Origin of the sequence: Streptomyces sp. NPDC079020 (assembly GCF_044542225.1) — a bacterium.
Lineage (GTDB): Bacteria > Actinomycetota > Actinomycetes > Streptomycetales > Streptomycetaceae > Streptomyces.
This window is the reverse complement of sequence record NZ_JBITUB010000001.1, coordinates 433,699-452,480: the sequence shown is the minus strand read 5'-3', so window position 1 is coordinate 452,480 and position 18,782 is coordinate 433,699. Positions and strand designations below refer to the sequence as shown.

General features: G+C 72.9%; 18 protein-coding genes. 6 read left to right on the top strand and 12 right to left on the bottom strand.

The features are described from left to right. Positions 1 to 13 precede the first annotated feature (13 nt). The 3 genes from ACIGJO_RS02065 to ACIGJO_RS02055 form a co-directional block, all read right to left on the bottom strand. On the bottom strand, positions 14 to 736 hold the full coding sequence (locus tag ACIGJO_RS02065) for a TetR/AcrR family transcriptional regulator (protein ID WP_399950669.1): 723 nt from the start codon (positions 734 to 736) through the stop codon (positions 14 to 16). Between the two features lie 95 nt (positions 737 to 831). Further along, entirely contained in the window at positions 832 to 1,908 is a 1,077-nt protein-coding gene (locus ACIGJO_RS02060; protein ID WP_399950666.1) for a PDR/VanB family oxidoreductase, read from the bottom strand. 3 nt (positions 1,909 to 1,911) lie between these two features. Then, positions 1,912 to 2,817: a metal-dependent hydrolase gene (locus ACIGJO_RS02055; protein ID WP_399950663.1), complete on the bottom strand. Its 906-nt coding sequence runs from the start codon at positions 2,815 to 2,817 to the stop codon at positions 1,912 to 1,914. 171 nt (positions 2,818 to 2,988) lie between these two features. On the opposite strand from ACIGJO_RS02055, the gene ACIGJO_RS02050 reads away from it, so the two are divergent. Next, positions 2,989 to 3,738 carry a class I SAM-dependent methyltransferase gene (locus tag ACIGJO_RS02050; protein WP_399950660.1) on the top strand — a complete coding sequence of 250 codons (750 nt, stop codon included), beginning with the start codon at positions 2,989 to 2,991 and terminating at the stop codon, positions 3,736 to 3,738. A 43-nt stretch (positions 3,739 to 3,781) separates the two neighbouring features. Here ACIGJO_RS02050 and ACIGJO_RS02045 read toward each other — a convergent pair whose 3' ends face one another. Then, positions 3,782 to 4,435 carry a LuxR C-terminal-related transcriptional regulator gene (locus tag ACIGJO_RS02045; RefSeq protein WP_399950657.1) on the bottom strand — a complete coding sequence of 218 codons (654 nt, stop codon included), beginning with the start codon at positions 4,433 to 4,435 and terminating at the stop codon, positions 3,782 to 3,784. Further along, the gene (locus tag ACIGJO_RS02040) at positions 4,420 to 5,688 is read right to left on the bottom strand and encodes a sensor histidine kinase (protein WP_399950654.1); all 1,269 of its coding nucleotides are present in this window, start codon (positions 5,686 to 5,688) and stop codon (positions 4,420 to 4,422) included. The genes ACIGJO_RS02045 and ACIGJO_RS02040 overlap by 16 nt, the downstream gene beginning before the upstream one ends. 231 nt (positions 5,689 to 5,919) lie before the next feature. Here ACIGJO_RS02040 and ACIGJO_RS02035 point away from each other — a divergent pair, with 231 nt between their 5' ends. Next, a complete protein-coding gene (locus ACIGJO_RS02035; RefSeq protein ID WP_399950651.1) occupies positions 5,920 to 8,064 on the top strand; it encodes an MMPL family transporter in 2,145 nt (714 codons plus the stop codon). A gap of 187 nt (positions 8,065 to 8,251) precedes the next feature. On the opposite strand, the gene ACIGJO_RS02030 is transcribed toward ACIGJO_RS02035, so the two are convergent. The 5 genes from ACIGJO_RS02030 to ACIGJO_RS02010 all read right to left on the bottom strand — a co-directional run bounded on the left by ACIGJO_RS02030 (position 8,252) and on the right by ACIGJO_RS02010 (position 14,020). Continuing rightward, positions 8,252 to 8,914 carry a winged helix-turn-helix domain-containing protein gene (locus tag ACIGJO_RS02030; RefSeq protein WP_399950648.1) on the bottom strand — a complete coding sequence of 221 codons (663 nt, stop codon included), beginning with the start codon at positions 8,912 to 8,914 and terminating at the stop codon, positions 8,252 to 8,254. A gap of 329 nt (positions 8,915 to 9,243) precedes the next feature. After that, positions 9,244 to 10,152, bottom strand: coding sequence for a DUF6891 domain-containing protein (locus ACIGJO_RS02025; RefSeq protein ID WP_399950645.1), 909 nt, complete (start codon positions 10,150 to 10,152; stop codon positions 9,244 to 9,246). Between the two features lie 56 nt (positions 10,153 to 10,208). Next, entirely contained in the window at positions 10,209 to 11,243 is a 1,035-nt protein-coding gene (gene glnII / locus ACIGJO_RS02020; protein WP_399950642.1) for a glutamine synthetase, read from the bottom strand. 126 nt (positions 11,244 to 11,369) lie between these two features. After that, the gene (locus tag ACIGJO_RS02015) at positions 11,370 to 12,488 is read right to left on the bottom strand and encodes an ARPP-2 domain-containing protein (RefSeq protein WP_399950639.1); all 1,119 of its coding nucleotides are present in this window, start codon (positions 12,486 to 12,488) and stop codon (positions 11,370 to 11,372) included. Continuing rightward, positions 12,485 to 14,020 (bottom strand): hypothetical protein, encoded by a 1,536-nt coding sequence (locus ACIGJO_RS02010; RefSeq protein WP_399950636.1) that lies wholly within the window; start codon positions 14,018 to 14,020, stop codon positions 12,485 to 12,487. The genes ACIGJO_RS02015 and ACIGJO_RS02010 overlap by 4 nt, the downstream gene beginning before the upstream one ends. A 199-nt stretch (positions 14,021 to 14,219) precedes the next feature. Between ACIGJO_RS02010 and ACIGJO_RS02005 the strand changes: the two genes are divergently transcribed. Next, positions 14,220 to 15,146: a Gfo/Idh/MocA family protein gene (locus tag ACIGJO_RS02005; RefSeq protein WP_399950633.1), complete on the top strand. Its 927-nt coding sequence runs from the start codon at positions 14,220 to 14,222 to the stop codon at positions 15,144 to 15,146. A 22-nt stretch (positions 15,147 to 15,168) separates the two neighbouring features. Here ACIGJO_RS02005 and ACIGJO_RS02000 read toward each other — a convergent pair whose 3' ends face one another. After that, entirely contained in the window at positions 15,169 to 16,644 is a 1,476-nt protein-coding gene (locus tag ACIGJO_RS02000; protein WP_399950630.1) for a PLP-dependent aminotransferase family protein, read from the bottom strand. Between the two features lie 47 nt (positions 16,645 to 16,691). On the opposite strand from ACIGJO_RS02000, the gene ACIGJO_RS01995 reads away from it, so the two are divergent. Further along, positions 16,692 to 17,189, top strand: coding sequence for a carboxymuconolactone decarboxylase family protein (locus tag ACIGJO_RS01995; protein ID WP_399950627.1), 498 nt, complete (start codon positions 16,692 to 16,694; stop codon positions 17,187 to 17,189). Between the two features lie 166 nt (positions 17,190 to 17,355). Here ACIGJO_RS01995 and ACIGJO_RS01990 read toward each other — a convergent pair whose 3' ends face one another. Next, on the bottom strand, positions 17,356 to 17,715 hold the full coding sequence (locus tag ACIGJO_RS01990; RefSeq protein WP_399950624.1) for an arsenate reductase family protein: 360 nt from the start codon (positions 17,713 to 17,715) through the stop codon (positions 17,356 to 17,358). 119 nt (positions 17,716 to 17,834) lie between these two features. Between ACIGJO_RS01990 and ACIGJO_RS01985 the strand changes: the two genes are divergently transcribed. Together ACIGJO_RS01985 and ACIGJO_RS01980 are read left to right on the top strand one after the other, a co-directional pair. Beyond that, the gene (locus ACIGJO_RS01985) at positions 17,835 to 18,140 is read left to right on the top strand and encodes a hypothetical protein (protein ID WP_266930078.1); all 306 of its coding nucleotides are present in this window, start codon (positions 17,835 to 17,837) and stop codon (positions 18,138 to 18,140) included. A gap of 123 nt (positions 18,141 to 18,263) precedes the next feature. Continuing rightward, positions 18,264 to 18,758, top strand: coding sequence for a hypothetical protein (locus ACIGJO_RS01980; protein ID WP_399950621.1), 495 nt, complete (start codon positions 18,264 to 18,266; stop codon positions 18,756 to 18,758). The last annotated feature ends 24 nt before the right edge of the window (positions 18,759 to 18,782 follow it).

Sequence of the window (18,782 nt, the reverse complement as noted above, 5' to 3'; positions counted from 1 at the left end):
CGTCGGACGGTCCTCAGGGCTGTCGCTGCGGGGGGACGGGCGGCACGGCGGGCGCCAGGGCGGAGAGCCGCGTCAGCAGCTCCGCGAACGGGCTGTCCGCCGGCTCCTGGGAGAAGACCCGCAGCACGATGCCGGCCATCTCCCCGTCGTACGCGGCGCTGACGGAGGCCAGGGCCGCGAAGTCGTGCACCAGCTGTCTCTCCAGCTCCGCGCGCGGGACCCGCCGGCCGTCCAGCCAGATCAGCGCCGTCGACTCGGCCAGCGACACCCAGGACCGAACGACCAACTCCAGCCGGGCGGGCGGCACTTCCACCCCGAGATGGGTGATGATCTGCTCGTACGCGGCCTGCCGCACCCCGTCGATCATGGCGTTCGCCGTCGAGGAGCCGACCGCGGGCCCGCCGCGCATCAGGGCCCAGAAGCCCGGACCGTGCTCGTCGACGAAGTCGAAGAACCGTCCCATGACCCTCAACAGGCGTGCTCCCAGGGGGCCTTCGAGCGGTTCCAGGAAGCGGGCCGACAGCTCGTCCGCGGCCCGCCGCAGCGCCGCCTCGTACAGGCTCTGCTTGCCGGGGAAGTAGTGGTACACCAGCGGCCGCGAGATACCCGCGGCGGCGGCGATCTCGTCGATCGACACCTTGTCGGGGGAGCGGTGGCTGAAAAGCTCCAGTGCGACACCGATCAGCTGCTGTCTGCGCTCCTCGACGCCCATCCTGCGCCGTACCCCGGTCGTCATGCCAACAGCCTATCCGGGGCCGGTCGCAGAGATCGCGGGGGTCCCTCCGCGGCCTGGCGGGGAGGGACTTCGGGCACGGCCCCACGGGGCAGCCCCTACAGGTCCAGCACCAGCCGTTCACCGCGGCAGCGCGAGACGCAGATCAGCATCGAGTCCTCCCGCTCCCCGTCCGTGAGCAGTTCGTCGCGGTGGTCGATCTCGCCCTCCAGGACCGGCTGCCGGCAGGTGCCGCAGAAGCCCTGCTCGCAGGAGTACGGGACATGGGGCAGCTCCTCGCGCACGGCGGCCAGCACGGACTGTCCCGCCCCGACCTTCACCGTACGGCCCGAGCGGTGCAGCTCCACCTCGAAGGAGCCGGTGCCCGCCGCGCCGGACGCCGCCGGGGCGAAGCGCTCCAGGTGCAGGGTGCAGCCGTCCGGGAGCGCGGCGGCGACCGCGTCCATCAGGGGGCCGGGGCCGCAGCAGTGGACCGCCGTGCCGGGTGCCGAGTCGGCCAGGAACGCGGCGGCGTCCGGGTGGCCCGCCTCGTCCTGCGCGACGACGCTCACCCGGCCGCCGTCCGCGCCGAGCCGTTCGATCTCGGCCAGGAACGGCATCGAGGCCCGTGAACGGCCCCCGTACAGCAGCCGCCAGGGGGCACCGGAGGCGGCCACGGCACGCAGCATGGGCAGGATCGGGGTGATCCCGATGCCGCCCGCGACGAACACGTACGCGGGGGCGTCGGCGAGCGGGAAGCGGTTGCGGGGACCCCGGACCTCGACCTCCTCGCCCTCGTGGAGCCGGGTGTGCACCTCGCGGGACCCGCCCCGGCCGTCCTCGGCCAGCCGGGTCGCCACGGTGTACGCGCCGGGGTCGGCGGGGTCGCCGCAGAGGGAGTACTGCCGTACCAGTCCGGACGGCAGCAGCAGGTCCAGATGGGCGCCGGGCTCCCAGGACGGCAGCCCGGCACCCTCCAGCCGGAGCTGGACCACCCCGTCGGCGACCGGGGTGCGTTCGGTGATCAGCAGCCGCCGGGTGGTGGTGGAGCGCCGGCCGGAGTGGCCCGAAGTGGGTTCGGCCAGGGCGGGCATGGGCCACAGCGGGGACTTCGCGATGCGCCGGCGCACGGCCCGCCGGGCGAGCAGCGCGGCACCGGTGACCAGGACGACGGTACGCGGACGGGGCAGGGCCATGGTTCAGCGGGTTCCCGTCGTACGGGCCTCGGCGGCCAGGGCCGCGGGCGATGTGGCGAGATAGTCGACGGCCTGGGCCGTGCTGCCCTCCTGGGAGGGGTGGTACGACCGGCTGAGATAGCTGGGGACGGACCGCAGGATGGCCCCGGTGCTGGGCAGCGTGCCCCGCTTGCCGCTCTCGTGGAACGCCCTGAACGAGGCCTTGCCGTCGAGCAGGCTCGGGTCGTTCTCCATGAAGAAGCGGACGCCGCGCTGCCACAGGAAGACCAGCGCGGAGAACGCCGTCGCCCAGGTCCGCAGCCGCCGCCGGTAGCCGCCGTCGACATGCATGAACACCTCGAAGGCGACGGACCGGTGCTCGACCTCCTCGGCGCCGTGCCAGCGCAGCAGGTCCAGCATCGTCGGGTCGGCGCCCCGCCGGTCCAGGGCCTCGGCGTTGAGGACCCAGTCGCCGAGGAACGCGGTGTAGTGCTCGATCGCCGCGATGGTCGCGACCCGCTCCATCAGCCACCACCTGGACGCCCGGCCGGGCGGCAGCGTCCGGTCCCCGAGCAGCTTCTCGAAGAACCAGTCGACCTGCGCGGTGTACGGGGTGGGGTCGAGGCCCAGCTTCTTCAGATGCGGCAGCACATCGTCGTGGGCCTGCGAGTGCACGGCCTCCTGGCCGATGAACCCGATGACGTCCTGGCGCAGTTGCTCGTCATGGATGTAGGGAAGGATCTGCCGGTACACATGGATGAACCAGCGTTCCCCGGCCGGGAGCAGCAGATGGAGCACATTGATGGTGTGCGTGGTGAACGGGTCGCCCGGCACCCAGTGCAGGGGAGTCTTCTCCCAGGCGAAGGAGACCTGGCGGGCCTTGAGCGGCGTCCGCTCCGCCGCGACCGCCGCTGGCTGCGTGTTAGACATGTTGTCAATGTACTGACGGGTAAGCGGGGGGAACAGAGGCGTGCGGGGATTTTCCCGTACGCCGGTCGCGCCGGGCCCTGTCGCGAACCCCCGCAGCGGCCGTGGGCGCCGGGGCGCGCGCCGGTCCGAGAACCTTCGATGGGGCCGTGGGCGCCGGGTCATGATGGCCGTATGACGAACACTTCGCAGGCGCGCTCCTTCGATGCCGCTGCCGCCGCCTACGGCGCGAACAGGCCCTCCTACCCGCCCGCACTCCTGGGCACCGTCGAGGAGTTGGCCGGCTTCGGCCTGGACGGCGCGCGGGTAGCGGACATCGGCGCGGGCACCGGGCTCGGCACCGCGCTGCTCCACGCGCACGGCGCCCGCGTCACGGCGGTGGAACCCGGTGACGGGATGGCCGGGGAGTTCCGCCGGAGGCTGCCCGGAGTGCCCCTCGTCCGGGGCGACGGCAACCATCTGCCGCTGCGGTCGCACTCCATGGACCTGCTCACCTACGCCCAGGCCTGGCACTGGACCGACACCGGCCGCTCGGTCCCCGAGGCCCGCCGGGTCCTGCGGCCCGGCGGGGCGCTCGCCCTGTGGTGGAACGACTCCGACCCGACGGTGGGGTGGATCGGCGAACAGGACGCCCGTATGCGGACGTTCTTCGGCGCCGCCGAGGCCCGCCACGACGCGGCCGTCCGGTTCCGGGCGTCCCTGCCGGACGGTCTCTCCTTCGAGACGCGTCTGCTGCCCTGGAGCCGGCGTGTGCCGCTCGATGTGCACCTGGGCAACATCGGCAGTTACTCCGACTTCCTGGTCGCGGACCCGGAGGCGGTCGGTGGCTTTCTCGCCCGGGAGCGCGAGCTGCTGTCGGAGATCTTCCCGGACGGTGTGGTGGAGGAGACCTACGTGGTCAGCCTGGCCGTGGCCCACCCCTGAGACTCCCGGGGCGGGCCCTGGGAAAGGCTTCCGGGCCCGCCCCTCAGGAACCGCCCCGGTCGAGGTAGGCGAGCACCGCGAGAACGCGGCGGTTGTCGTCGTCCGACGGCGGCAGGCCGAGCTTCCCGAAGATGTTCGAGGTGTGCTTGGCCACCGCCCGCTCCGTGATCACCATGTGCGCGGCGATCGCCGCGTTCGAACGGCCCTGCGCCATCTGTTCCATCACCTCGCGCTCGCGCGGGGTCAGGCCGCCGATCGGCCGGTCCTGCGAACGCCGGGACAGCAGCTGCGAGATGACCTGCGGATCCATCGCCGTACCGCCTGCCGCGACCCGCCGGACCGCGTCGATGAACTGGTCCGCGTCGAACACCCGGTCCTTGAGCAGATAGCCGATACCGCCGTTGCCGTCCGCCAGCAGCTCCCGGGCGTACAGCTGCTCCACATGCTGGGAGAGCACCAGCACCGGCAGTCCGGGCCGCGCCCGCCGGGCGGCCAGCGCGCACTGGAGGCCCTCGTCCGTGTGGGACGGCGGGAGCCGGACGTCCACGACGGCGACGTCCGGCTCCGACTCGGCCAGGGCCCGGGTCAGTTCGGGCCCGGTCTCCACAGCCGCGGCGATCTCGAAGTCATAGGCCTCCAGCATGCGCACCAGACCGTCGCGCAGCAGGAAGAGATCTTCGGCTAGGACAACTCGCAAGGAATCTCCATGGTCACCATGGTGGGACCGCCCGCGGGGCTGCTGACGGCCAGTACGCCGTCGAATGTACTCAGTCGCCGTTCGATTCCGCTCAGCCCCGAGCCGGAACCGATCGCCGCACCGCCCCGGCCGTTGTCCGTGACGGTGATGCGCAGCATCCCCCCGGCGTGATCCAGGTCCACCCAGAGCCGGTCCGCCCCCGAGTGCTTCACCGTGTTCGTCAGGGCCTCGCTGACCGCGAAGTACGCCGCCGACTCCACGGGAGCCCCGGCGCGCCCCGCCAGTTCCACGTTCACCTCGGACTCGACCGGCAGCCGCAGGGCCAGCGCCCGCACCGCGTCGCCGAGCCCCCGCTCGGCCAGCACCGGTGGATGGATGCCCCGTACGAGATCGCGCAGCTCGGTGAGGGCCTCCGCGGAGGACTCGCGGGCCATGGCCAGCATCTCCTTCGCCCGGTCCGGGTCCTTCTCGATGAGGGCCTCGATGGTGCCCAGGTTCATCCCCATGGCGACCAGCCGGGCCTGGGCGCCGTCGTGCAGATCCCGCTCGATGCGCCGCAGTTCGGACGCGGCCGTGTCCACCGCCTCGTGCCGGGTCTCGGTGAGCCGGTCGATACGCCGCTCCAGCTCCTGGTCATGGGTGGGGGCGAGGACCGAGCGGGCGAGCACGAAGTGCAGACGCAGCAGCGGTTCGCTCGCCCTCAGCCCGATGGCGAAGAGCACCAGCCCGAGGGCGACGGCGGCGAGCGCGGACGCCTGGCTGTCCACCGGCACGAATCCGTACCAGTACGCGTCGTCCCGGAACACCCGCCACAGGCCCGCCGCGAGGACCAGCGACTCCACCGGGTAGATCATCAGGCCCGCGGACAGGCAGGCCACGACGGTGCCGGCCGTCATGTCGACCAGCAGCCACAGGAGGTCCCGCCAGGTCGCCGGGTCCTTGAGCATCAGCGTCGTGCGCTCCACCTGTCCGGTGAATCCGGTGCGCAGGTCCGGCGGGAAGGGCCGGTAGGGCACCGGAATGCGGACCTGCGACCAGGTGACCGCCCACAGCCGGCGCTGGTTGGCGTGCCTGCGCACCGCTTCGAGCACCGCCGGGGTGGTGACGAGACCGATGCCCAGCACGATGAAGGCGATGGAGAGCACCGACAGGACGAACAGGGTGATCGACCCCACCGGACCGGCGACGGCGAGAAACAGCCCGCGCCCCGCCGCCAGCACCGGCGGCCGTATCCGCCGCGACATCGCCTTCATGGTGTTCTCTCCCCTCGCCGGACCCCAGCGGGTCCCGGTCACAGGACAGTCTCACCCCGGGGGCGCCCCGGGCGTCAGCCGTCGGGCCACCCGCCGCGGGGTGTACCTGGCACCACCCTCCGGCCTCGCCCTACGGCTCCGTGACCGGGGGCTTCGACGGCTGGGGCGGACGGCCCGCCGTTCCTAGATTCGGAGCTCCTGTCCGACGTTACTTCTGGGGGCGACATCCGCATGAGGCGCAACCTCGCGGCACGCATCGGTGTGTGGAGCGCACACCACCGAAAGACGGCCATCCTCGGCTGGCTGCTCTTCGTCGTGCTCGCCACGGCCATCGGCGGGGCATCCGGCATGGTCGAGATGTCCGACGCGGAGAACGGCGCGGGCGACTCGGCCCGTGCGGAGCAGATCCTCTCCGACGCCGGACTCGGCAAGCCCGCGGGCGAGCTGGTCATGGTCTCCGCCGGTGCGGCCGGTGACTGGAGGGAGGCGGCCCGGGACCTCACCGAGGCCGTACGGAGGACCGGCGAGGTGCGGAACCTCGCTCCTCCCGTTCCCTCGGAGGACGGCAGGGAGGCCCTGATCACCTTCGAGATGAAGGGCGACGCGGCGACCTCGGCCGAGCGGGTGCAGCCGGTGCTGGACGCCGTCTCCTCGGTCCGGGAGAGCCATGGGAACGTCGAGATCCACCAGTTCGGCGAGGCCAGCGCGGGCAAGTGGCTCGGTGACCTGCTCGCCGAGGACTTCAAGAAGGCCGAGTTCACCGCCGTACCGCTGGCGCTGGGCATCCTGCTGGTGGCCTTCGGCGCCGCGGTGGCGGCCCTGCTCCCGGTCGGGCTCGCGCTGACCGCGTGCCTGGCCGCCTTCGGTCTGCTCTCGCTCGCCAGCCACCAGCTGCACCTGTTCCAGACCACATACTCCGTGATGTTCCTGATGGGCTTCGCCGTCGGCGTCGACTACTGCCTCTTCTACCTGCGCCGCGAACGGGACGAACGGGCCGCGGGGCGCGACGCGGAGACGGCGCTGCGCATCGCGGCGGCGACCAGCGGCCGCGCGGTGCTCGTCTCCGGAGTGACCGTGATGGTCGCCATGGGCGGCATGTTCCTGTCCGGACTGCTGCTGTTCAAGGGCTTCGCGCTCGCCACGATCATCGTCGTGTTCATCGCGATGCTGGGCTCCGTGACCGTTCTGCCGGCCCTGCTGTCCTGGCTCGGCGACCGGATCGACGCGGGCCGCGTCCCGCTGCTGAACCGTCGCGGCAAGCGCGGCGTACGCCCCAGCGGCGGCATCGCGGGCGCGGTGCTCAAGCCCGTCCTGGCCCGGCCCGCGGTCTTCGCCGTCGGCTCCGTCGTCGTCCTGCTCGCCCTGGCCGCGCCCGCCGTCGGGATGAGGACCGAGGCGCTCGGGCTGGAGAAGCAGTTCGGCTCGGACTCGGAACTCTCCGTCGCCCACCGCCTCATCACCGAGAGCTTCCCGGGCGGCCCCGATCCCGCCCTCGTCGTCGTCCGGGCCGACGACATCGCCGCACCGGAGCTCCGCGGGGCGCTCGGCTCCTTCGACAGGGTGACCGTCCACACCGCCCGGAACGTCGCGGAGATCGAGGTGCCGCTGCCGGGCGGCACGGCGGATCTGGCCGAGCTGCGCGAGAACCGGCTGCCGCGGGCCTTCGACGGCACGGGAGCCGAGGCGTATGTGACCGGCGAGGTCGCCGGTTCCGTCGACTTCAACGATCAGCTCAGGCGCGGCATGGTCCCGGTCTTCGCGTTCATCACGGTGGTGACCTTCCTGCTGATGCTGTTCTGCTTCCGCTCGTACGTCATCGCCGTGACCTCGATCCTGCTCAACCTGCTCTCCGTGGGCGCCGCCTACGGGGTGATGGTCGCCGTCTTCCAGCACGGCTGGGGCGCCTCGCTGATCGGTTCCGAGGGGGTCGGCGCGATCGAGTCCTGGATGCCGCTGTTCGTCCTGGTGGTCCTGTTCGGACTGTCCATGGACTACCACGTGTTCGTGGTCTCCCGGATCCGTGAGGCCCGCGCCGGCGGCCTGGACAACCGGGCGGCGATCGACACGGGCATCCGGCGCACGGCCGGTGCGGTGACCGGCGCCGCGGCGATCATGGTGGCGGTGTTCGCGGTCTTCGGCACCCTGTCGATGCAGGACATGCAGCAGATGGGCGTCGGCCTCGCCGTCGCGGTGCTGCTGGACGCCACGATCGTACGGATGGTCCTGCTGCCCTCCGTCATGCTGCTGCTCGGCGAGCGGAACTGGCGCACCCCGCGCGGGCTGTCCCGGCTGCCCGGCGCGGAGCACGGCGGCCCGGGAACGGACCGGGGCCCGGAGACGGCCGGCGTCCCGGCGGGGGCGGGGTCACCCGGCTGACCAACACCCGCACCCGCGTCACCAAAGCGCCGCCACCGCACCACCAAAGCGCCGCCACCGCACCACCAAAGCGCCGCCACCGCACCACCACAGCGCCGCCATCGCACCGCGACGCGGCCCCGGGCCCGGTACGTACCGGGCCCGGGGCCGCGTCGGCCGCTTCGGGAGCGTCGCCCGGACCGGGACCTCAGGGGGCGTACTTGTATCCCACCCGCCGGACCGTCTGGATCGAACGGCGGTGCTCGGCGCCCAGCTTGCGGCGCAGCCGGGCCACATGGACATCGACGGTGCGCCCGTCGCCCACGTGCCCGTAACCCCAGACCGTCGTCACCAGCTGATCACGGGTGTGCACCCGGTGCGGATGCGCCACCAGATGGGCCAGCAGCTCGAACTCCAGATACGTCAGATCCAGCGTGCTGCCGTCCACCGAGGCGGTGCGCCGGACGGAGTCGATCCGGACCGGCCCGGCCGCGGGGCTCTCGTCGACCGCCTCCGGGACGAACTGCCGGCCGGCCGGTCCCGGCCGGCCGAACTGCGGGTGGCCCGTGCGGTGCTGGGACGCGGCGACCGCTCCGGCGATGACCGGCTGCTGATCGGCCGGTACGAGCACCAGATAGCCGATCATCGGCGGCTGACCGGGCAGCGCCGGAAGGGTGTGCTGGGGCGCGGGCAGCCAGGTGGCACCCGGCGGCAGGAAGTCGGCCACATCGGAGAGCCGGACGACCTCGTCACGGTCGACGGCACGCAGCCGGTGGCGGTTGGGGGACAGGGGGCGGGCGGAGGTGGTGGCGGACGCCGCGGCTGCCGCGGTGGCGGCCGGAGCGGCGGAGAAAGTACGGGTGTTCGCCATGGAGGGTCAGCTCTTTCGCGCGAGGAGTCGTCAGGGACGGACTTGCGTCGTGCGCGCGGACCGAAGGCCGGGTGAGCGGCTTTAGAGGGCCTGCGCGTTCCACGCGCGGCAACACACCCGGTCGAAGTCATGATGCTGACGGGACGGCCAGAACGGCTCAAGGTCGCTGCGACCCGACGCGATGTACTGGAGGCTGGCCATGTCTCCATTGAAGCAGACAACGCGGCACGGCAGGAGGGTCCTCTCACCCGTCGATACGCACCCTTGGTGTTACCTGCCTCACCGCGTCGGCCGCCCCCGTCCCCGGCGCTCAGCCGGTCACCCGCCGCTCAACCGATCAGCCGCTTGCGCCAGTCGAGGCCCTCCACCTCGACCGCCTGGTCCGGCGAACCGTCCCACGCCACCGTCAGCCCCTCCTCGCGCAGGGCCGCCACGACCTCGTGCCCCACGGCCGCGGTCGTCCGCTCCGACTCGTCGAACCCGCCGAAATACAGCGTGAGCCCGTGCCCCGAGGCGGCGCTCTCGCTGCTCTGCACCGAGAAGAAGACGAAGCCGCGCGCCTGTTCGTTCTCCGCGTGGATCTCGCTCAGCCCGCAGGAGCGGCAGCAGGTGAAATGCTCACGGGCCGTGATCCCGCGCCCCTCCAGCGCGGCGAACGCCCGCTCCAGCCGGTCCGCGTCGGTGACGTCCGTCCACGTGGACTGCTCCTCGACCCGCTCCAGCCACAGCCGCTCCACGAGCCCGTAGGCCTGGGCCCGCGAGACGGGGCGGACACCGTCCTTGACGAGGTACTCCTCGGCCGCCTCGGTCAGCGAGGTCACCGTGCCGTAGCCGCCGAGCAGCCACAGCCGTATCCGCTCGGCCAGCTCCCGCCGGATCTCCGGCGCGAGCTCCGGCACCGGCTCGGCGGCGGGTATCCCGGCGGACGCCCAGTCGATGCCCGTGTCCCACGCGGGCTCCTGCCGCGCCCACCGCACCATGGCGTCCACCACCGGCGCGGGGGAGCCGAGCCGCGCCTGGAAGTGGTCCCCGGGGCCGCCCGCGCGGTACTCCAGCTGGTAGTCCTCGCCCTCCTCGTGCCAGACCTGCACGAAGAATCCGGGGCGGTCCGGAACGCGCTGCACCACCAGGAAACGGTCCTTGCGGCCACCGACGCGGTGCACCAGAGCGCTCAGCGCCTCCGGAGAAATCCGTGTGTGGGTCTCGGAGTTCTCGGTCTCCACCTTGATATCGAGCATGCCCCAACCCTGACACGCGCCACTGACAGCGGACCCGTCCCTCCCGCCGGCGGGGATCAGGCCTGGCCGGCCTTCTCCAGCGCGGAGCAGCAGGTGTCGACGATCAGCCGCGTGACGACGTACGGGTCGACGTTGGCGTTCGGGCGGCGGTCCTCGATGTAGCCCTTGCCGTCCTGCTCGACCTGCCACGGGATACGGACCGAGGCGCCGCGGTCGGAGACGCCGTAGCTGTACTCGTTCCACGGGGCGGTCTCGTGCAGCCCGGTCAGCCGGTCGTCGATGCCCGCACCGTAGTTCTTGACGTGGTCCATGGGCTTCGAGCCCTCGCCGAGCGACTCGCACGCGGTGATGATCGCGTCGTAGCCCTCGCGCATGGCCCTGGTGGAGAAGTTGGTGTGCGCGCCCGCGCCGTTCCAGTCGCCCTTGACCGGCTTCGGGTCCAGGGTCGCGGAGACGTCGAAGTCCTCGGCGGTGCGGTACAGCAGCCAGCGGGCGATCCACAGCTGGTCGGAGACCTCCAGCGGGGACAGCGGGCCCACCTGGAACTCCCACTGGCCGGGCATGACCTCGGCGTTGATGCCGGAGATGCCAAGGCCCGCCTTCAGGCAGTTGTCCAGGTGCTTCTCGACGATGTCACGGCCGAAGATCTCGTCGGCGCCGACGCCGCAGTAGTAGCCGCCCTGCGCGGCCGGGAAGCCGCCCTCGGGGAAGCCGAGCGGCCGGTGGCCGTCGAAGAAGGTGTACTCCTGCTCGATGCCGAAGATCGGCTCCTGGCCCGCGAACCGCTCGGCGAACGGGCGCAGCGCGGCCCGGGTGTTGGACGCGTGCGGCGTCATGTCGATGTCGAAGACCTCGCACAGGACGAGGATGCCGTCGCCGCCGCGGATCGGGTCCGGACAGGTGAAGACCGGCTTCAGCACCCGGTCGGAGGCGTGGCCCACGGCCTGGCTGGTGCTCGAACCGTCGAAGCCCCAGACGGGCAGCTCCGCGGCGTCCGCCGAGGGGGACCCGGCCATGATCTTCGTCTTGGAACGGAGCTTGGCGGTCGGCTCGGTGCCGTCGATCCAGATGTACTCAGCCTTGAACGTCACGGTCGCCATCCTTTGCGGGTGCTGCGGTCTCTGCCTCGCAGCTTGGCAAGGCGCGATTTCCCGTCCGTTGCCCGGATGTGAACCCCGTGTTACCGAGGTTTCCGCGTGACGCCCGGTCCCCGGGAGCTACACATGGCCCTTGAGCAGCGCGGCGAACCCGGCGGCCCGCACCCGCCGCGCCAGCTCCTGCTCGCTGGTCCCCAGCGCGACGGCGGCCGACGACAGCGACCACTGGGCGTCGGACAGGGTGTGCAGCAGATGCCCCCGCCGGATCTGGGCGTCGGAGAGCCGGAACGTCTTCAGATAGGCGACCCGGCCCCGGTGATCGGTGATCGTCTCCCCGATGTGCCGGCCGCTCCCGTCGCGCACGAACGGCGGCAGGAACCGCCACAGGGTGAAGGAACCCATCCGGTACACCCGCTCGAAGCCGTACGAGGAGTCCAGCAGCTCCCGCGCGAACAGCGAGCCGTGCGCCTCGGCCCACGCCCTCTCCTGCGCGACCGCCGCCGCCCGCAGGTCGCCCAGGGTCCGCAGACCGGCCCCGTCCCGGATGCGCGCCGCGAACTCCGCCACCGGGGCCCCGTACATCGCGTACTGGTGCACCAGCTCCCCGTACAGGTCCTCCACCAGCGTGGCGTGCAGCAGCCGGTAGTCCGCCGGATGCGGCACCACGAACGCGCCGGCGAGCGCGTCGGAGACGTACACCATGACCCCGCACTGGCCGGGGTGGATCTCGAAGACCCGCAGCGCGTCCCCCAGGCCGCGCACCGACCAGCCGAGAAAGGCGTCCTCCGCACGCGGCGACAGCCCCTCGCGCAGCGCCTGGCGCGACCACTCCTCCCAGGCGACCGACGGCCCGCCGAAGTGCAGGGAGAGATAGCCCTCCAGCGCCAGGTGCAGCGGCAGGAAGCGCAGCCGGTCGCCGGGCTGCCGCTTGGCCATCCGGTGGTGGCGGTGCCTGGGCAGCCGGACCGTGCGCGGCGGGCCGCCGTCGTCGAGCTGCGTACCGTACGCCGCCGACCGCGTGCCCCCGCCCGACCAGTCGGCGACGAAACCGTGCGGGATGTACGAGGTGTAGTGCGTACGGGGGCCGGCCTCGACGAGCCCCGTGCCGAAGCCCCCGTACACCTCCCGGTGCAGCCGCAGGCCCTCGACCGGCTCCTCGCGCACCAGGGGCACCAGCCGGACGCCGCCCCACACCTGCGCGGGCCGGACCGAGAGACCGGTCAGCTCCAGCCTGTTCACCGCGCCACCTCTTCCTCGTCCTGGTCCCGCCGCGTTCCGCCGTCCACGAAGTGCGCCACCCGCCGGTCCAGATACCGGTACAGCTCGGCCGGTCCCGTTCGCCCCTCCGCGAACTGCGCGATCTCCACCAGCGCGGGCAGATCCTCCGCGTCGCGGATACCGGCCGTCGGCACACTCGGTGCCAGCCTGCGGACATCGAAGCCGTCCGCGTCGTATACAGGGTTCATGTGCAGGGCCGCCGTCCGCCGTCCGGGATCCAGCCGGGTCCGCCACACCCGCAGCACCTCGCCCGCGAGACCGGGCGGCGCGTTGTCCCAGCCGTCCGACACGATGATCAGCCGGTCGGGAGCGCCCCCGGACCCCGGCTCCAGCGCGTCCAGGACGCACAGCCCGAGCGGGGTGGGCCCCCAGGGGCGCACGAGCAGCGGATCGGTGCCGCCCGACGTCCACCGCGGGCGGTACGCCCCGGGCGCGGCCAGCGCCTCCAGCAGGAAGTGGCAGGCCAGCGCGACCGCGAGCGGGCGGCGCCGCTTCTGGCCCGACCCGGACGAGGAGTAGCTGTCGTCGAGCACGGCGGCGACCCGCCCCCAGCTCCCGGCGTCCGGGCCCGCCGCACGGCGCGCCGCGGCACGCAGCGCGCCGGTCAGCTCAGCACGGTGGGCCGCGCGGACGTCGAAGCCGAGCGAGAGCACGTACAGGGCGAGCCGGGTCAGCGGCATCACGGTCAGATCGACGTCCGCGGGCAGCCGCGGCGCCGTGCCCGTGGACCGCCGGCCCTGGGTGCGCAGCCGCTCCAGCCGCGTCATCCGGGGCACCATCCGCTCCAGGAACGCCTCACGCTTCATCCCGTGCCGGGCGGCGAACCCCTCGGCGACGGTGAACGGCAGTTCATGGACGGCGCCCTGCTCGTAGTGGGCCCGGCGCCAGGCGTCCAGCAGCCCGTGCCGGTAGCGCGGCAGCCGGCCGGGCCGGAACAGGAACGCGCCCACCTCGTCCGCGGCGCCCCCGTCCTCCGGGCACCGCAGATGGATGTGGCGGGCGGCCGTCTTCAGCCCGCCGCGGTACTTCACCGCGTCATGGACCAGGTCCGGCCGGGCGGCCAGCCAGTCGCGCATGATGGCCCGGGTCCGCCGGTTGTTGACCTCGGCCCGGCGCAGCGCGCCGAACAGCCGGTAGACGCGCTGCGGCGGCAGCATCGCCAGCCGGGCCGCGATCAGCCGCCCCTCGGTGCGCCGCTCCTCGGCACTCACCCCGGAGGCGTTCTCCAGCAGACCCCGCACGATGAGCACGGCATTGTGGTCGTTGATGTCCAGGGCCAGCGAAGCGGCGTACACCCGGCGGTAGTTGACCCGCACATACTCGTGCAGGAAATCCAGCGACAGCCGCTGCTGGTACGCCCCCGAGCGGAACTCGCGCTGCCCGGTCGCGGTGATCGCCGCGTTGACGAAGAGCAGCACGTCCTCGGCGGCGACAGGACCGGCCGTGCCGCCCGCGTCCGCTCCGGTCCCGGGAACGGCGTCTGCTGTGGGCATGGTCCCCCCGTGCTGCTTCCTCCCGCCCGCGCGGGAACGTGAAGAAGCCGGCCGGGGAATGGAGGCGCGAACAGCGAAATCAGTGCTTCAGAGGCAAGTCCCGGAAGTCGCAGCCGGAGTCCCGCGGCCGACCGGAGAAACGTATCCGCCGACCACCCTCCGCCGCCACTCCATTGGCGGACCGGGCACACTGGCCCGTATGACGACACCCACCGCCCCCCTGCGCATCGGCCTGCTCGGCACGGGTCCCTGGGCCCGTGACACCCAGGCCCCCGCCCTCGCCACCCATCCCGGTGTCGAGCTGAGCGGCGTCTGGGGGCGCCGTCCCGAAGCGGCCGAGAAGCTCGCCGCCGCCCACGGGACCCGGGCCTACACGGACGACACGGGCGTCGACGCGCTGTTCGCCGTGAGCGACGCCGTCGCCTTCGCCCTGCCGCCGGACGTGCAGGCCCCGCTGGCCGCACGGGCGGCGGCGGCCGGCTGCCATCTGCTGATGGACAAACCCGTCGCGACCACCGTGGAGGCGGCGCGCGCCGTCGCCGTGGCGGCGGAGGAGGCACGGGTGGCCTCCGTGGTCTTCTGCACCCTGCGCTTCGCCGCCGCCACCTCCGCCTGGATCGCCGAACAGGCGGCGGCCGACGGCTGGTTCACCGCCCGCGCCCAGTGGCTGGGCGCGCTCCACGCCCCGGACTCCACCAGCGAGTACGCCGCGTCCCCGTGGCGCAGGGAGAAGGGCGGGCTCTGGGACGTCGGCCCGCACGTCCTCTCGGTCCTGGTCCCGGTCCTGGGCGAGGTGACCGCGGTGACCTCGGCCCGCGGCCCCGCCGACACCACGCACCTGGTGCTCCGCCACACCTCCGGCGCGTCCAGCACCGTGACCCTCGGACTGAGCGCGCCGCGGGGCGCGGCCGGTACCGACATCGAGCTGAGGGGCGAGCACGGGACGGCCGTCCTGCCGAGGTGGGAGGACCCGGTGGGCTCCTTCCGGGCCGCGGTGGACGCGCTGGCGGACGCGATACGCACCGGAGTGCCGCACCCCTGCGACGTCCGGTTCGGACTGCGGCTCACCGAGGTGCTCGCGCAGGCCGAGGCGGGACTGGGGGCACAGGTACAGGCACAGGCATAGGCACGGGCGTACGGCGGGAGGCTCACGCGGGCGCGGGATGCGGCGCGGGCGGGGACGCGGGCGCCGATGGGGGACCGGGCTCGGGGGGCAGGGCGCGGCACAGCGCCTCCAGGGCCTCCGGGTAGGCGTGCTCGGCCGGTGTCGCGTACCCCACGACGAGCCCGTCCCGCCCGGCCCGACCCCCGTCCCGGGGCCCCGGGACGGCCGGGTGCAGATAGTCGCCGAGGCCCTCCACGGCCAGTCCCTGCCAGGCGGCGGCCCGGACCACCGAGTGCTCGGTGCCGGGCGGCAGTTCCAGCACCGCGTGCAGACCGGCCGAGATCCCGGTGACCCGGACCTGTGGCGCCCGCAGCTCCAGCGCCGCCACGAGCTGGTCGCGGCGGCGCCGGTGGCGCTGGCGCATCCGGCGCACCTGCCGGTCGTACGCCCCCGACTCGATGAAGTCCGCGAGCGTGAGCTGTTCCGTGGCGCTGGACCACTGCTCGCGCTCGCCCTTGGCCGCGAGTACCGGCTCCACCAGGCGTTCGGGCAGCACGAGCCAGCCGATCCGCAGCGTGGTGGAGAGGCTCTTGCTCACCGAACCCAGCAGCACCACATGCTCGGGGTCCAGTCCTTGAACGGCACCCACCGGCTGCCGGTCGTAGCGGAACTCGCCGTCGTAGTCGTCCTCCACGACCAGGGAGCCCGTCGTCCGCGCCCAGTCGACCACGGCGGCACGCCGGTCGGCACGCAGCGGTCCGCCGGTCGGGAACTGATGGGCCGGAGTGAGCAGTACGGCCCTGTCCGTCCGTCCCAGCTCGGCCACCCGGGCGCCGTGTTCGTCGACGGTCAGCGGCCGGGTGCCGACGCCGTGCGCGGCGAGGAGCCCCCGGTGGAACGGCAGACCGTACTCCTCCACCGCCCACGGCCCGCCGAGCACGTCCGCCAGCAGGCGCAGCCCGTGGGCGGCTCCGGAGCACAGGACGATCTGCCCGGGGGAGGCCCGGACCCCGCGCACCCTGGCCAGATAGCCGGTCAGCGCCTCCCGCAGTTCGGGCCGGCCGTGCGGATCGCCGGGCCCGAAGGCGTCGTGCGGCGCCCGGGTGAGCGCGCGGCGTGCCGAGGCCAGCCACGCGGTGCGGGGGAAGACCGACGGGTCCGGCTTGCCCTGGACCAGATCCAGGAGCGGCCGGGGGGCGCGGCGGGGGGTGCGCGGGCGCTGCGGCGGAGTGCGCGGCACGGCCCGCTCGGCGACCCGGGTGCCCGAGCCCTGCCGGGCGGCCAGCCACCCCTCGGCGACCAGCTCCGCGTACGCGTCGGCGACCGTGTTGCGGGCCAGCCCCAGATCGGCGGCGAGCGAACGGTAGGGCGGCAGCCGGGTGCCCGGGGGGAGGCGCCCGGCGCGGATCGCCTCGCGCAGCGCCCGCATCAGGACGGCCCGCCGGTTGCCCGTGCCGGACAGCTCCAGCGGCAGATCGCTGCCGAGGACCTCAGCGGAATTGACCCATGAACCCACCATTGAAATGCACCCCGTATCCGGTCGCCCGTCCTCATAGATTCGTACCCATGACGACGACGGAGATCAAGACGAACGACCGCACCGCCGCCCCCGCCACCACCGTCCGGCTCAATTTCGCGAAGGCCGCACCCAAGGTCTTCCGGGCCGTGATCGGGCTGGACGCGGCGGCCCGTGAGGGTCTGGACCCCACGCTGGTGGAGCTGGTCCAGATCCGCTCCTCGCACCTCAACCGGTGTGCGTACTGCCTCCACATGCACACCACCGATGCCCGCGGGGCGGGGGAGAGCGAGGAGCGGCTGCACATGGTGGCCGTGTGGCGGGAGGCGGACCACTTCTTCACGGAGAAGGAGCGGGCGGCCCTCGCCCTCACCGACGCGGTGACCCGGGTCGCGGACGCGGGGGTGCCCGACGAGGTGTACGAGCGGGCCGCGGCGCACTTCGGGGAGCAGGAGCTGGCCCAGCTGCTCGCCCTGATCCTCACCATCAACACCTGGAACCGGATCGCCCTGGCCACGGGCAAGCGCGCGGGCACGGACGAGCGCTGACCCGGGCAGGGGGCCGGTGCATCCCCGGGGCCGGTACACCCGGGGTCGGCACACCCGGGGCCGGTACACCGCCGGGGGCCGGCACACCCGGGGGCCGGTGCCCCCCGGGGCCGGTACACCCCGGGGTCGGCACACCCCGGGCGGGCTCCGTACCGCCGCGCCGGGCTCAGCGGCCCAGCGCCTCCCGGACCGCCTCGTCCGTGCGTGCCACGACCGCGCTGCCGTCGTCGGCGGTGATGATCGGCCGCTGGATCAGCTTCGGGTGCTCGGCGAGGGCCGCGATCCACCGTTCCCGCGAGCCGTCCTCGCGCGGCCACTGCTTGACGCCCAGTTCCACGGCCGCCGCCTCCTGCGTCCGCGTGATGTCCCACGGCTCCAGCCCGAGCCGCTCCAGCACGGCCCGGATCTCCTCGGGCGAGGGCACGTCCTCCAGATAGCGCCGGACGGTGTAGTCGGCGCCTTCGGCGTCGAGCAGGCTCACCGCGCTGCGGCACTTGGAACAGGCGGGATTGATCCAGATCTCCATGGGGCCAAGGTTACGGGAGGGGCTGCCGAAATCCCCTCTGGCCAGGGGCGATTGTCAGTGGTGGGCAGTAAAATGGAGGTAGTTCGTGAGGGTTCCACCACCGTGCCAGGAGGTTGCCGATGGCCGTTGCCGCAGTCACGACCAAGCCGCTCGACACCCAGCTCGCCATGCCCTTCCACCCGCCGCTGCCGAAGCCTCTCCAGAAGAAGCGACTCCCCGCGGGCCGCCCCCGCGAGTGGTACGTCTCCCACAACCGCCGGCTCAAGGCGATGCGTCTGGCGATCGCCCTGCTCGACACGGGCGTGTACCAGCCGTCGAGTGCCAGCAACCACAAGATACGCACCACCGCCGAGCACCTCGGCATCCATCCGCCGTCCGACACCACCTGCCGTATGGTCCGCACCCTGATCCGCTACGGCCGCTGATCCGGAGCGACCTGTGCCCCCGGGTGACCGGGGGCACAGCCGTACCCCCGGTCGGCGTACCCCGCATGCGGCCCCGCCGCCCCGCGCCTTGACTGGGACCATCACGAGAGCCGGGAGGCACACATGACCCTGCGGGGTGTACGAGGCGTGAGGGGTGTACGGGCCGTGGCCCTGGCGGCGGCCCTGGCCGCGGCCGTCGCGGGCTGCTCGGACGACGGGGGCACCCCGTCCGACGCGGTGTCCCAGGCCGCTTCGGCCGCCTCCTCGCTGGCGTCGAAGGGCTCCGACGCGGTCGCCTCCGCCACGGCCGCCGCACAGGACAAGCTGAACGAGTTCAAGGACGGCGTGAACGCCAAGGGCGATGTCGACCTGGGCACCGTCGCCAAGGACGACGACGGCCATGCCACGGCGAAGTTCACCGTGACCAACAGCACCGACTCGGCCAAGTCCTACGCGGTCCAGATCAACTTCCGCGACAAGGGCGGCAATCTGCTCGACACCACCGTCGTCACGGTCGACGACGCCCCGCCCGGCACGCCCAAGGACGCCACGGCCCGCAGCAACCGCACGCTCGACGGAGACGTCGGGGCAGAGGTGGCCACGGCCCTGCGGCACTGAGCACGCGGGGCCGGTGAGCCGCGG